Origin of the sequence: Mesorhizobium sp. B3-1-6 (genome assembly GCF_006439555.1) — a bacterium.
Taxonomy (GTDB): Bacteria; Pseudomonadota; Alphaproteobacteria; order Rhizobiales; family Rhizobiaceae; genus Mesorhizobium.
The window spans coordinates 152,853-165,903 of the sequence record NZ_VFTM01000013.1; the positions used below are offsets into that span (position 1 = coordinate 152,853).

16 protein-coding genes and 2 tRNA genes are annotated in these 13,051 nt (G+C 61.9%); 10 read left to right on the top strand and 8 right to left on the bottom strand.

The features are described from left to right. The first annotated feature begins 19 nt into the window (after positions 1-19). Both FJ414_RS14180 and FJ414_RS14185 read left to right on the top strand, forming a co-directional pair. A complete protein-coding gene (locus FJ414_RS14180) occupies positions 20-853 on the top strand; it encodes an ABC transporter permease (RefSeq protein WP_140644999.1) in 834 nt (277 codons plus the stop codon). A 4-nt stretch (positions 854-857) separates the two neighbouring features. After that, a complete protein-coding gene (locus FJ414_RS14185) occupies positions 858-1,670 on the top strand; it encodes an ABC transporter permease (protein ID WP_140645000.1) in 813 nt (270 codons plus the stop codon). Here FJ414_RS14185 and FJ414_RS14190 read toward each other — a convergent pair. From FJ414_RS14190 to FJ414_RS14200, 3 genes are all read right to left on the bottom strand, one after another. Further along, positions 1,667-2,455 (bottom strand): fumarylacetoacetate hydrolase family protein, encoded by a 789-nt coding sequence (locus tag FJ414_RS14190; protein WP_140645001.1) that lies wholly within the window; start codon positions 2,453-2,455, stop codon positions 1,667-1,669. The two genes, FJ414_RS14185 and FJ414_RS14190, sit on opposite strands and share 4 nt — an antisense overlap. A 460-nt stretch (positions 2,456-2,915) precedes the next feature. Further along, positions 2,916-3,458 carry a cytochrome b gene (locus FJ414_RS14195; protein ID WP_140645002.1) on the bottom strand — a complete coding sequence of 181 codons (543 nt, stop codon included), beginning with the start codon at positions 3,456-3,458 and terminating at the stop codon, positions 2,916-2,918. Between the two features lie 209 nt (positions 3,459-3,667). Next, positions 3,668-4,027, bottom strand: a complete 360-nt coding sequence (locus FJ414_RS14200) for a metalloregulator ArsR/SmtB family transcription factor (RefSeq protein WP_040988334.1) — start codon at positions 4,025-4,027, stop codon at positions 3,668-3,670. Between the two features lie 429 nt (positions 4,028-4,456). On the opposite strand from FJ414_RS14200, the gene FJ414_RS14205 reads away from it, so the two are divergent. Together FJ414_RS14205 and FJ414_RS14210 are read left to right on the top strand one after the other, a co-directional pair. Next, complete coding sequence (locus tag FJ414_RS14205; RefSeq protein ID WP_140645003.1) at positions 4,457-4,651, top strand: hypothetical protein; 195 nt, start codon at positions 4,457-4,459, stop codon at positions 4,649-4,651. Between the two features lie 106 nt (positions 4,652-4,757). After that, positions 4,758-5,003: a DUF982 domain-containing protein gene (locus FJ414_RS14210; RefSeq protein ID WP_140645004.1), complete on the top strand. Its 246-nt coding sequence runs from the start codon at positions 4,758-4,760 to the stop codon at positions 5,001-5,003. 148 nt (positions 5,004-5,151) lie between these two features. Here the strand turns inward: FJ414_RS14210 and FJ414_RS31480 are convergent, their stop codons facing one another. Continuing rightward, positions 5,152-5,316, bottom strand: coding sequence for a hypothetical protein (locus tag FJ414_RS31480; RefSeq protein ID WP_181167119.1), 165 nt, complete (start codon positions 5,314-5,316; stop codon positions 5,152-5,154). 278 nt (positions 5,317-5,594) lie between these two features. On the opposite strand from FJ414_RS31480, the gene FJ414_RS14215 reads away from it, so the two are divergent. Further along, positions 5,595-5,837, top strand: coding sequence for a DUF982 domain-containing protein (locus FJ414_RS14215; RefSeq protein WP_095816412.1), 243 nt, complete (start codon positions 5,595-5,597; stop codon positions 5,835-5,837). 305 nt (positions 5,838-6,142) lie between these two features. On the opposite strand, the gene FJ414_RS14220 is transcribed toward FJ414_RS14215, so the two are convergent. Beyond that, positions 6,143-7,105 carry a glycosyltransferase gene (locus FJ414_RS14220; protein ID WP_140645005.1) on the bottom strand — a complete coding sequence of 321 codons (963 nt, stop codon included), beginning with the start codon at positions 7,103-7,105 and terminating at the stop codon, positions 6,143-6,145. Between the two features lie 15 nt (positions 7,106-7,120). After that, the gene (locus tag FJ414_RS31990; RefSeq protein ID WP_181181617.1) at positions 7,121-7,702 is read right to left on the bottom strand and encodes a CatB-related O-acetyltransferase; all 582 of its coding nucleotides are present in this window, start codon (positions 7,700-7,702) and stop codon (positions 7,121-7,123) included. 183 nt (positions 7,703-7,885) lie between these two features. Between FJ414_RS31990 and FJ414_RS14230 the strand changes: the two genes are divergently transcribed. Next, entirely contained in the window at positions 7,886-8,671 is a 786-nt protein-coding gene (locus FJ414_RS14230) for a hypothetical protein (protein ID WP_140645006.1), read from the top strand. 175 nt (positions 8,672-8,846) lie between these two features. Beyond that, positions 8,847-9,776, top strand: a complete 930-nt coding sequence (locus FJ414_RS14235; RefSeq protein ID WP_140645007.1) for a hypothetical protein — start codon at positions 8,847-8,849, stop codon at positions 9,774-9,776. Positions 9,777-9,852: 76 nt separating this feature from the next. Here FJ414_RS14235 and FJ414_RS14240 read toward each other — a convergent pair. Together FJ414_RS14240 and FJ414_RS14245 are read right to left on the bottom strand one after the other, a co-directional pair. Beyond that, positions 9,853-9,929 (bottom strand) — tRNA-Arg (locus tag FJ414_RS14240). Between the two features lie 58 nt (positions 9,930-9,987). Then, on the bottom strand, positions 9,988-10,293 hold the full coding sequence (locus FJ414_RS14245) for an ETC complex I subunit (protein ID WP_140645008.1): 306 nt from the start codon (positions 10,291-10,293) through the stop codon (positions 9,988-9,990). A 241-nt stretch (positions 10,294-10,534) separates the two neighbouring features. Between FJ414_RS14245 and FJ414_RS31995 the strand changes: the two genes are divergently transcribed. The 3 genes from FJ414_RS31995 (at position 10,535) to FJ414_RS14260 (ending at position 12,965) form a co-directional block, all read left to right on the top strand. Continuing rightward, on the top strand, positions 10,535-11,503 hold the full coding sequence (locus tag FJ414_RS31995; protein WP_181181618.1) for an NAD(P)H-dependent oxidoreductase: 969 nt from the start codon (positions 10,535-10,537) through the stop codon (positions 11,501-11,503). A 136-nt stretch (positions 11,504-11,639) separates the two neighbouring features. Further along, entirely contained in the window at positions 11,640-12,815 is a 1,176-nt protein-coding gene (locus tag FJ414_RS14255) for an NAD(P)/FAD-dependent oxidoreductase (RefSeq protein WP_140645018.1), read from the top strand. Positions 12,816-12,888: 73 nt separating this feature from the next. After that, a tRNA-Pro gene (locus FJ414_RS14260) sits at positions 12,889-12,965 on the top strand. Positions 12,966-13,051: the final 86 nt, after the last annotated feature.

The window sequence follows — 13,051 nt, forward strand, 5'->3', positions numbered from 1 at the left end:
GGCCGAGATTTTCCAACCGATGAGAGGCATCCTCTCCGACAGGATGGGCGCGGCGCTGCTGATGGCGCCGCTGCTCCTATTCCTTATCCTTGCCTATGCCTGGCCGTTCCTCGGCGTGGTGAAGTGGAGTTTTACGCTTCCAACGCCAGGGCTGGAGCAATACCACGCCCTGCTTACCGATGACCTCGTGCAGTCGGTGTTCATCCGCACGCTGCGCATCGCGGCGATCGTCACCGTCGTCTCCGTAACCGCCGCCTATGCGATCACCGTTGTCTGGGTGCGCGGCAGCCCGACGCAGCGCGTGCTTGCCGAATTCTGCATCCTGGTGCCGTTCTGGATCTCGGTGCTGACGCGCGCCTTCGGCTGGGTGGCGCTGCTCTCCAATCGCGGCCTGATCAACACCTGGCTGCAATCGATCGGCTTCATCTCGGAGCCGCTGACCCTGGTGCGCAACGAGTTCGGCGTCATCGTCGGCATGTCGCATTTCCTGATCCCCTTCGCGGTGTTCCCGCTGGCGTCCGCCATGCGCAGCCTGGACGAACGCGTGCTGCTCGCGGCGCGCGGCCTGGGCTCCAGCCGCATGCGCACGTTCTGGACGGTGTTCGTGCCGATGACGCGCTCCGGCATCATCGGCTCGGCGCTGATCACCTTCGTCTTTTCGCTGGGCTTCTTCGTCACGCCGGCAATCCTCGGCGGCGGCCGCAGCGTGATGATCGCGGAACTGATCTATCTGCGCATCTTCCAGAGCCCGGACTGGGGGCTTGGCGCGGCGATCAGCGTCGTTCTGGTGGTGTTCGTCGGCGCGCTGATGGCGCTTCTGTTCCGCTATGTCAAACCGAAGCAACTGGTGTAGCGCGATGCCGACTTATCGCCCCGGCCCCGTCTCGCTCATCCTCGCCGTGCTGGTGGCGCTGTTCCTGTTGATGCCGCTGCTTGCCGTCATCCCGGTGTCGCTGACGCCGAGCCGCATGCTGACCATGCCGACCGGTGAATTGTCGCTGCGCCATTACCGCTCGCTGATCGAGGATCCGCGCTGGCTGGAATCGATCCTGCTCTCGCTCAGGATCGGCGTCGTCAGCAGCATCCTTTCCACCGCGCTTGCCCTCACCTTCAGCCTCGGCGTGTGGATGTTCCAGCCGCGCTTCACCGCCGCCCTCGTCGGCTTCGTGCTGTTGCCGATGGTGGTGCCGCCGGTGGTCTCGGCCGTCACGCTCTATTTCCTGCTCACCTCGGTCTCCGGCCTCACCTCCTTCTTCGGCTACGATACCTGGCTGGGTGTGGCCATGGCGCATTCGGTGATGACGGTGCCTTTCGCCACGGTGCTCATCCTGGTGTCGCTCAGCCAGCTCGACCGCCGTATCGACCTTGCCGCGCGCGGCCTTGGCGCCAGCGTTTGGGAACGCGCAACGCGCGTCATCATGCCCAACATCAAGTTCGGCATCGTCACCGCGGCGCTGCTGTCCTTCGTGCTCTCCTGGGAGGAGATCGGCGTGACGCTGTTCATCACCTCGGTGAACGCCATCACCCTGCCGCGGCTGATGTGGATGGGCCTGCGCGACAACATCGATCCGGCGATCGCGGCACTTTCGGTGATCCTGATCATCATCACCGTGCTGGTGCTTATCGCGCGCAGCGTCATCACAAGGCAGCGCGGCGCAAGGCCTGATTAGACAAACCTGACCGAGACGCGGCCGAACCTGCCCAAATCGCCGGTGACTTCATCGCCTGGCTCGACTTCTATCGGTTTAACGCAGGTGCCGGTTATCACCACCTGCCCTGGCTCGAGCGCTATGCCCAGGCCCGACAATTCGTTGACGATCCATTGAAGGGCAATCCGAGGATCGCCCAGCACGGCCGCCCCCGATCCGTCATGGCGCGACTTCCCGGCGAGGAACCCGACCACCGGGTGCTTCGCCATATCCACATCGCGCCAATCGTCCTCCACGGCCTCGCCGATGACGAACAGATTGGCGCAAGCATTGTCCGCGATGAGCTGCGCCGCGCCGACCGCGCAGAAATCGTCGTATCGCGAGTCCGGTATCTCGATCGCCGGGTGCAGGGTCGCCACGGCATCCATCACTTCGGCGATCTCATAGGGCTCGGCGCGCGGCTTCAGCTCGCGGCCGAAGCGAAAGGCGAATTCGATTTCGGCCACGCGCATCCTGCTCGTCGCCAGCGAAACGGCTCCGCCGACATCGACCGCCTTCTCGGCCAGCAGGCGCCCGGCCATCGGACCGTCGACGTTGATATGCCTTTGACCGGCAAGGCTGGTTGCGGCGATCTTCCAACCGAAAAGCGGAGCCGCGGAGCGATCCATCACATGCGACTGGACGGCATAGCCTTCGGAGCGCGTTTGCGGCCGCACCGTCTCGGGTATCGCATCGAGACGGGTGCCATTGTCCCAGTGGGCCACCAACAGGCGCGAAGCGGCCTTGGCTTTTTGCGTATCGAACATCGACAGCACCGAAGATCAAAAAATGCCACGCCGCCCGGCGCTTCGCGGATCAGGAGCCCGGCTGGGACCATTGCGCAATGTGAACCAGGCGAGACGATAGGCGACGGGGTATCGAGAGTCCACATTGCCAGTCAGGAGCTTCCCGACGACACCAAGCCGGTGATCGCCCTTGGTGAACGCGGCAAGGCACGGGACCGCAAAACGAAAGAGGCCCGCCGGGAGCGGCGAGCCTCTTACGGAGCCGAAGTGGAAGCTCGGCGCCGTCATGATCCGGGGGTGTGGATCGACTCGAAATTTAGCCAACAGCGCCCGGCCCGGCGACTTACAAATCTGTAATCTTCGGCCCGGCAGGATCAGGCGACACCAACAAAAAGAGGCACGTTATCATAGTCTTGCGAGCGTCCGCGATCGCGCCGTCACGGCGCCTTCAATCAAAAGTGATGGAGCGGAAACCGGCTGACTACCGATTCCGCGGCAACATTCTGGTCAGCACCGTGTCCCGGCGAATGAAGTGGTGATAAAGCGCAGCCATGGCGTGCAAGCCGGCCATGATCAATATGCCGTTCGCGCAGAGCGAATGAAGCTCGCGAATAGTGCGTGCGGTTACCCTGTCCGGGGCGAAGGGTGCGGGAATCATAAACAGGCCGAAGAAGCTCAACGCGTCGCCCCGGAACCAGGTCAACAGGATCCCGAGGACGGGGATGGCGATGAGCAGGGTATAGAGAATGAAATGCCCGATCTTCGCCGCTGCCTGCTCGGCAGCGGGCATTTCCGACGGAAGGCCAGGCGCGCCCCTAAGGCCGCGCAGCACCACCCGCCAGAACACGAGCGCGGCCAGGAGAAGGCCAAACGAAATGTGCAACCGCCAGAAGAATGCGACCGCAGGATCCCCGCGAGAATAAAAAGCGTCACCATAGGTCAGGGCGTAGAGCAGGACGACGAGCGCGAATAGTGTCCAATGAAGGAACTTCTGGGTGGACGTGTAGGTCATGGCGAGGGCCATTCCGAAGGGCTCCTTTTGACAGGTCTTCCCGTTTCGGACGCTTTCCCGGCAGACTTGTGGCCGCTAAATTAAGAATTCGTAAGACTACAACAAACCGGCAAAACGCAAACCAGCGCTTTGCCTGTCGCATTGCCGTCTATTCTCGTCCACGCCATCGAGGCGCCGCACCGGACGAAGGCCCCCCGGCCTCGTCCGTGCGTGCAGGCAGTTCAGGCGGCCTGCGGCCGCCGCATCCTCTCGACAAAGGCCTGCCTTGCCGGTCCGGCAAGCGGCTTGTCCATGGCCAGCAGGCCATCGAGCAGCGCCAGGAGTTCGCGCGCTGCCGAAGACTTGCAGGAGTAATAGACCATCTGACGATCGCGGCGGGTTTCGACCAGGCCAAACCTGCGCAGTTTGGCCAGGTGTTGCGACAGCGCCGATTGGCTGAGTTCGACCTTGTCAGCGAGCACGCCGACAGAGAGTTCGCCCTCGGCCAGGTAGTTCATGATGAGCAGACGCTTCTCGTTGCCCATCACCGCGAGAAAGGCTGCCGCGCTTTCTGCGTTGGCGGTAAGTTTCTTGGTGACCATCGATTTCCCCGTGGTTCATGCTCTTCCGAAGGCCATGGGGGCGATGGCTTCAGAGTTCCAGAGCGTTGGTGAGCATGCCCCGATTTGGACACGGGACCTGCCCTGCTTCTTTTCAACCAGAACCCCTTCGTAACCCGGTTGCCACCACGTCGGGGTTGTTGGTATCGGACAGAACGCGCGGTGCTTTTCTGGGCGCAAGTCAATGCAGACTCGGAAAAATTCCACGCTGCTAATGCGTATCAGCGAAGCGCTCATTCGGCAAGAATATAACGAGGCCGGCAAAGCAATGGCCAACCGCGGGCATGCAAGCACCGCAGCCGGCGTGACCGGTCGAAGAGACCTCGGCCACGATGTTGCCGCGACTCACTCCCAATCTCGAAGCGTGCTAATATTAGCCGGGCAAAGGGGACCGGGCTGTAGGAGGAAGCCATGTCCGTCGTACGCAACACATTCACCCCCGACGAGACGGCCATGCTCGGCCGTGTCTACGAAAACGGCAATGTCGAGGGCGAGACCGCCGAGCAGAAGGAGGCGCGCGCCTCGCGCATCCTCGCCAATTACATGGCGGGCATCACCGACGAGGCGGAACTGATGGAGCTTTCGCGAAGGCCGCTTGGACGGTGAGCAGCGCGTGCCGCACCGGTGAGACGGCTTCACGTTAAGTTGACGTTTCGCGGGGCAACTCTACGGTAAAATATATCGTTCTCCGACATTTTTCGGGAGGTTGGCGATGATCCAAGGATGGTTTTCGAGGCCGGTCGAAGTCGCCGTCGGCGTTTCCGGCTCGATCCGCCACATATCCAACGCCGAGCAGGCTGTCGAACTGCTGACCGGCCAATGGCGCGATGCCGGCAGCGCGCCGCACGGCGCGGCGCTGCGCGCGTGCCGCCGGGCGATCCGCGGCGACGTCGCGGCGGACAATGCCAGGGAGGCCTTTGTTGTCGCCGCGCGCGAGGCGCATGTGTTGGTGGAATAGAGCGGACCGGCGTTCCACAAGCCCGCCTATCGATAGTAAAGCCACAAGAGCACCAGCACCGCGAACACCGCCGGAGAAAGCAGGATTCCGGCCCGAAAGATGCACATGGCCAGCTGAAGCGGAGTGAACATGCCTGGCGGCGTCGGGCCTATCGATCGCGCGACTTGACGGAAAACCGACGCGCCGTTCCAAACGCGCGCAAACGATCAGTTTCAGCGCGGGCACGGCTCAGCCGCATCTCCTCGTAGAGTCCGAAAGCGGTCGCCATCAAGGTGGCGACGGTCATGGTGGATGCGAGCACGGCGATAAGCATGAGAGGTCTTCCCGCGTTTTCATCAGCCTGCCGGATTCATTAGCGCCGTCCGCGAGGGCACGTCAGTGACTTTGGTCACGCGATTTTTCAGCCGGCCGGATCGCGAATCCGCCGGCCCATGGCCCGTCCGGACGCTGCCAATCGTCGGTTTGAAATTCTTCGGAACCTAATGCGTGGTGGTTGGTTAACGCGCGGGTCGGCAATCGCCCTCGGCCTGCATCGACGCCATCCGGCGTCGCTTGCTTGCCCAAAATACGATCATAAGAACGGAGGAAGTGATGAACGATGTCTGGTTTTCCGAACCGGTCGTGATCGATTTCCAGCCAAACGGCCAGCGGAAGGTATCAAGCTGTTTCGAAGCGATGGAATGCCTCGACCAACGCTGGCCGGGACAGGCGCGCGACGGCGCCTGGCGCTCGGCAAGCCGTGTCTGCCGCGATGCGCTCGACGGCCTGCGCAGCCCGGTGGAAGCCCGCAAGACACTGCGCAAGGCGGCCAAGGTCGCCGGCCTGCTGGCGTAGCCTCGATTTCCCATGGCGTCCCACCGGGGACGCCGCCAAGCCCGTCGTGGTTTCCCATTGCCGCGGCGGGCTTTTGTTTTCCATGAGGGCGAAGCGGCGGCCGACGCATACTCCGGAACACGTTCAAGCACGCATCCCGTTGGGCACATGAAAACGCCGGCCGCTGGGCTTCGGGGGCCTGACGGGTTCAGGCCCTTCCATTTCGGTGAGTGGGATGCCGGGCCGCAACGCAAGCGCCGGCGCGTGGCAACCGGGTGGTTACAATCCACAGCGGCGGAGGGCGAAAACAGGCTTGCGCGACCCGATCAGGCGAATCCGCCAAGCACTTCCGGAAACTGGACCGCCATCGCTCCTTCATCCGCCTGCCGGGCGTAGATCCGATGCATCTTCGTGCCGTCATACCTGGCCCGGCGGCGTTGCACGTCCTTGCCGAAAAGGCCAGCAACAGCATCGAAGCGCCGGATGAAGCGCTTCATCACGCCGCGCTCGAAGGGTATGCGCTGCTCGAACGGCTTGCGCCAGGGCGTGTCCTTTGCCAGGTCGCGCCAGACCCCGAGAGCTTCGAGTTCGACGCCGACCTGATTGCCCCACGGCTTGCCGCCCGCGAAATGCCTGGCCCAGGCTTGCGAGAAGCGAAATTCTCTCGTTCCGAGCGATTGCAAATTCCAGTTGGGGTGCATCGTCTGCCATTTGCCCTCGAAGGCGACGTTCAGGGCATTTTGATCGTTCATCTGGCCTTGGACGGCGGTCTTTCGCGTCTGCTCCAGCAGGGCATTCTCCCGGACAGCGTTCATGTCGAAGACGACGACACCGGAATTGAAATACGGCGCGCCGGGCGCCAGCTTGAGCTTTTGCCGGTATGAAGGCCTGAAATACATGTAGTCGTCATGCGCGGCGAGCAGCGGGGCGCGCAGCGGTTGCCCGATCAAGTCGCTGATGTCCCTGTTGAAGAGGACATCGCAGTCTGTGTATGCGATGCGATCGTACAGCTCGAAAACCGGAAACTGGTCGGCGAAAAGCCGAACGTAAGCGGCAATGCTGTATGTTCCGAAGCGAAAGCCGAAATTCGTCATGAAGTCCGTGACATCGACCAGCTCGACCTTGCCTTTCAGCAGATGGCGGGCGACGTCTAGGTCCGGTTCGCTCGCACCGGTGTAGAGCAGAAAGCCGTCGACCGGTGTCGAGACATCGATTATCCGACGCGCCGCCAGGCAGGCATATGGAAAGTATTCGGCGTCCGTGGCCAGAAAGAAACACGATTTGGTCATTCGCCACCGCAACCCTTATTTCGCCGCGGTGCCTGCCACAAAATGCTTCTCGACGAAAGCCTCGATCGGGCCGGTGAGCGAGGCCGCCTCGCTCTTGATCTTGTCATCGTCCCAGCGCCACCATTGGATCGCCAGAAGCTTCGATATGGTCTCCTCCGGGAATCGATACCTGATCAGGGTGGCCGGAGACCCGCCGACGATCGCGTAGGGCGGCACTTTTTTGATGACGACGGCTCCGGCGCCGACAATCGCGCCATCGCCGATCTCCACTCCCGGCAGTATCATCGCGCCGTTGCCGATCCAGACATCATTGCCGACGGTGATGCCGGCCGGTTTGCCGCCATTAACGATCGGCTCGGGCTGCTTCAGCAATCGGCTGTAGATCGGGAATGATGTTGCGCTGTCGGTTGGATGCTGGCCAGAGCAAATGAAAAGCACTCGACCGGCAACCGAGCAGAAGGCTCCGACTTGCAGCGGAGCATCCTTCAAGGGGAACAGAACCTTTCGCCATGTCACGCCGTAGGTGTGACGGCCAACCGTTACATGCTCCGGTAACTTGGAGCGCATGTCCCTCAGCCATTTGGAAAGCGCCGACATTCAGATCTCTTCCCCAACGCTCATGCGACATAGCCCCGGACCGGCGGAACCATCAACCGGGAACTTTGGGCGGCGCAAGGGAGCGGCCCACCCGAAAGCGCACCGACATCAGGAAAGTTTTGAGTGGATTGCGGTAGCGCGTGTTGGTAGTGGGAGGTCCCCGGCACTTCTCCCATTGATCGAATGAACGACGTTTTTGGTTATATCGCTTATGGCGATAACGAGGTTTATCACTTTGGCGCATTGCTGAGCGCACTTAAGCTTTTGCACAATTGCCTAGGCGCCAGAATAATCGTTGCAACCGACAGGCCCGAGCTTTTTCGCGGATACCCCGTCGAGACGATTGCTATAACCGCCGAGCAGAAAGAGTTGATGTCTTTCGGCTGGCGTTATCATTTCGGCATCAAGGCCGCGTTCCTCATCGAAATCCTGAAGCAAGCCGACCGCCTGATCTTCATGGACTCGGACCATTACCCTTATGTCGATCCATCCAGAGGGTTCCGACAGATTTCGCCGACTCGTTCATTCATGCGTAAGTGCGAGGGCGAGCATCGGCTTTACCCGGTTCTTACAGGCAAAGGCGTCAAAATCGCAGACTATACCCTGACTGGGCACGAACCGATGTGGCAAAGTGGAATCCTTGGCATTCATCGAGCCAATGTCGGTGCATTGACCGAAGCCTATTCCGCGATGCTGGCAGTACGCGAATTGACCAATACAGACGCACCCGAACAGTTTTGCATCGGTGTCGCGCTTTCTCGAAAAGGCCTGGCTCTCAGCCGACACCACCTTCCGGTCAGCGACTACAACACTCGAGGCAAGAAGGCCTTCGCCAGCCCACGCGTGCTGCAGTTCTTCAAGATGTACGGCGACTACCCAATTGCCGAGCAAATTAGGAGAGCCGGTTGGTATCGCCTATGGCGATCCCCCGTAGACCTTTGGCGCCAGCGGCGGAGGTGGTCGTTTTAGTTTGCTGTCGTCAGATCGTCGCCGGTGCGCTGGCGATCCCGAGTTCGTATCAATGGGTGTCGATAGTCAATTTGAGGCCGGGTTGCCCGCCCGATGAAATCTTCAGGCTGCTTGATTTTTCTTACGCTGCCAAGCAAAGGGAGTATCGGGGGGTTTGCCGCTTCGAGAGGCAGCCTTGGCATTCAAACCAATCGTGGACAGACTAAGCAGAAGCCAGGCCGTCATCCAGGCCAAGATGCTTCGCAACCAATTCGTCTATAAGAATTTCGAAAGTCGAGGACGGGCATCCGGGCACCTGCTCGCCAAGCAGTTACAAGACGCAAGCGTATCGCGCGTTTGCATTACGATCGCTTTCAATACGCCGTGGGTGATCGACGCCTTGACGAAGGCGTGGGAAATCCAGCCGCCGGGAATGACGCTGGTGGTCGTCGACAATTCGACAAAACCTGAGGCCAGGGAGGCCATTGCCCGCATCTGCCGAATTCGGGACGTCCCCTATCTCGCGCTGCCGATGCGGATTGAGAAGCATCTGTCGAGATCGCACGGATCGGCGATCACGTGGGCATTCAACAATATCGTGAGGCATTTGAAACCGGAGCTGTTCGGCTTCATCGATCACGACTGCTTCCCGGTCGCCCCCTTCGATATTCCGTCCAAGCTGGAAGACAAGGCGGCCTACGGGAAGAAATTCCTTCCGGGGGAAAACCACATCTACAAGCCAAAGCCGGGAGATCGGCACTGGAACCTGTGGGCGGGCTTTTGCTTCTACCGGTTCTCGGCCGTAGCTGGCCATAAGCTGAACTTCGAACCCCGCCTCAATCTCGGCTTGGATACTGGAGGCGCAAATTGGGCGCTCTTTTACTCTAAGTTGGACGCCGACAAGGATGTGGCCGTCGCATTGGTGCGTGAAAGCCCGATGACCATGGCCGGCGCGGTCGGGCACCACGAGTTCATCGACGGCGCCTTCTTTCACCTCGCCGGCGTGTCGTACCCCGAAAGACCGGGTTACCACCACCGAACGGAGGAGCACCGGGAAATGCTTCGGGATTATGTGTGGAACACTTATCTCGGCGGCCCGGCCGGGCAGACGGTGAGTGATTTCTGACGAGGTTTTTCGCGACCGAGCCGTTGGCGAAGGTTGGATCCAGAGTCAGCCAAGTCCCGTAAGCCGTTGAATAAACTGGCGATCCCGGCAGGATTCGAACCTGCGACCATCGGCTTAGAAGGCCGGTGCTCTATCCAGCTGAGCTACGGGACCGTCGGCCGGCCGGGCCGGCTGATGCGCGCTACGCCAAGGCGAGGCAAGACTCGGGAAGTCAGTGCGTCCAGGGCGTCCTGCGGTCATAGCGGAAATTGTCCGAATAGGAAATCTGCCGGCGCTTGGCTTCCTTCGGCTCTTCGACGCGATAGGCGATCTTTTCCTTCTCGGCATAAGCCATGGCCTCTTCCTTCGTGTCGAAGGTGAGCTTCACCTGGCTCAGCATGTCACCCGAGGTGGTGTAGCCCATCAGCGGATCGATCTTCTTGCGTTGGGCGGGATCGAATTCCAGCACCCAATGTCCGGTCTTGGCCTTGCCGGACTGCATCGCGGTTTTGGCTGGACTGAAAATGCGCGCGGACATGACCACCTCTTTGCCGCCCGAAGACCGGGCACCTCGTTCAGCGCCTCCGGGGATTCTACGGAAGCCCCGATTTCACGCCAATCCGTCATTACTGTGCAATCGGCGCGGCGGCAAGGCCGCAAGCGCCCCTGCGTTCCCACGGCGCTGGGAACCTCGCCGCGCCGGCGACATTATCGAAAGGTCGGGCGGCGGGCCGGAGCCAGCCTTCCCGTGAACCATCCATCAGAAGCGGACGTTCGCCATGACCAATGCAACCGAACACCCCGTCCTGCAGCTCGCCGTGCTTGTCGGCAGCCTGCGCGCCCAATCCTTCAGCCGCAAGATCGCCAAGGCGCTCGCCGCCCGCGCGCCGGATTCGGTGCGCTGCCGCTTCATCGAGATCGGCGAGTTGCCGCTCTACAACGAGGATCTGGACGGCGACAGCCCGCCGGCGGCGTGGTCGGCCTTCCGCGCGGCGATACGCGAATGCGACGCGGTGCTGTTCGTCACCCCGGAATACAACCGCTCGATCCCGGGCTGTCTGAAGAATGCGCTCGATGTCGGCTCGCGGCCGCCGGGCAAGAGCGTGTTCAAGGGCCTGCCCGCGGGGGTCGTCAGCGTCAGCCCGAGCAAGATCGGCGCCTTCGGCTCCAACCATGCGCTGAGACAAACCTTCGTCTTCCTCGACATGCCGGTGATGCAGCAGCCGGAGGCCTATATAGGCAATGTCTCGGAGCTGTTGGACGACAAAGGCGCGGTGACCAACGCCGACACCGCCACCTTCCTCGAGAATTTCATGGCCAGCCTGGAGACCTGGATCAGGACGGTGCATCCTGGCGGCTCGTCCTTCGATGCCTTCATGAAACAGCGCGAGAAGATTGCCGGGGACTATGTCAACGGCGACGCCTCCTCGCTGAAAGCGATCGTCACCCGTGCCGGGCCGGCGACGTTCTTCTCGCCGCGCGGCGACCATCTCGAAGGGGCCGAAGCGGTTGCCGGCCGTTACGAGCGCGATGCTGTGAGCTTCCACAAAGGCGGCAACACCGACCTCGAGGTGCTGCAGGCGTCGGCAAGCGGCGATCTGGCCTTCTGGAGTGGCTTGCAGCATGCCAAGGCGCGCATGGGCAGAAACGGCGAGGCGACCGAGATGACCTTGCGGGTCACGGAAGTGTTCCGGCTGGAGGACGGCGCGTTCAAGCTGGTGCATCGCCACGCCGACCCGGTTCATTAGCCGGCGCTTGCAAAAATCCGCGACACAATGCCGGAGGTCTTTGCAACATAGGCCTATTCCTTTTGGCCCGTGGGCGGCATATGTCAGATACATGGTCGTGCCAGTTGAAGGCATGATGACGGCGATAAAGACACGTATGGGCGCGGAAGCGAAAGTCTTGCCGTCGGGGGCCGGCGAGCCAGCGATACTGGAAGGCGCAATTGTCATCGGCGCGGGCGCCGCGGGGCTTGCCGCCGCGCATGCGCTGGCCAAGGCCGGCGTGACGATGCAGATCCTGGAACGCGAGGAACGGCTGGCCGAGCCCTGGCATCGCCGCCACGACAACCTGCACCTCAACACGCATCGCGATCTTTCTTCGCTGCCGGGCGTTTCCTATCCCGCGGGAACGCCGGCCTTCCCGCACCGCAGCGCCGTCATCCGCCATCTCAACGATTTCGCCGAGACGCACAGGCTGCCGATCGCCTTCGGCGTCAAGGTCGAAGGAATCGAATTTCGTGGCGACCACTGGCTGCTGCGGACAAGCGCGGGCTTGAAGGCGGCGCGATATGTGGTGGTCGCCACCGGGCGCGACCGTCAACCCTTCATCCCGGCCTGGAAGGGCATGGCGGATTTTTCAGGATCGATCATCCACTCGGCCGATTTCGGCAAGGCGAGCGACTATGCCGGCAAGAAGGTGCTGGTGGTCGGCGCCGGCAATTCCGGCTTCGACGCGCTCAACCATCTTTCCCGCGTCGAGACGGGCCAGATGTGGCTTTCGGCGCGCAACGGACCTTCGCTGCTGCCCAAGCGCATCGGCAAGATCGCGGTGCATCGCATCTCGCCGGTGATGGCAAGCCTGCCGACACGGCTCGCGGACGCGGCCATGGCGGCAACGCAGCGCCTGGTGTTCGGGGATCTGACGAAATACGGCCTGCCCCCTGCCCCGTCCGGCGGCGCCAGCCGGCTCGGCTCCGACTATACGGCGATCGCCGCCGACGACGGCGCGGTCGATGCCATCAAGGCCGGGCGCATCATCGTCGTGCCGCAGCTGCGCGAATTCAGGCGCGACGGCGTCGTGCTGGACAATGGACAGACGATCGCGCCCGACATCGTCATTGCCGCCACCGGCTACCGCACCGGGCTGGAGACGATGCTGGGCGGGCTCGGCGTGCTCGACGCCAAGGGCGTGCCGCTGTTCAACGGCGCCGCGAACGACCCGAAGCTGCCCGGACTCTGGTTCACCGGCATGCGGCCGAGCATTCGCGGCTGCTTTGCCAATGCAAGGATCCAGGGCGCTGCGATCGCCAGGAAGATCGCCAGCCAGAAACGCTGAGTGGCATCGTCAGTTCCGACCTCGGTTTTTGTGTTGCCTTCCGGGCGTGCGCCCCCTATACGCCGCGGGACGTCGGAGTGTAGCGCAGCCTGGTAGCGCACCTGATTTGGGATCAGGGGGTCGCAGGTTCAAATCCTGCCACTCCGACCATTGCTTCCTGGTCCGTTCCGGACACATGGGTTACGGTTTATACCGGAGACATGGGTAACACTTTTGGCCCGAAGGGGTTTTGGAGT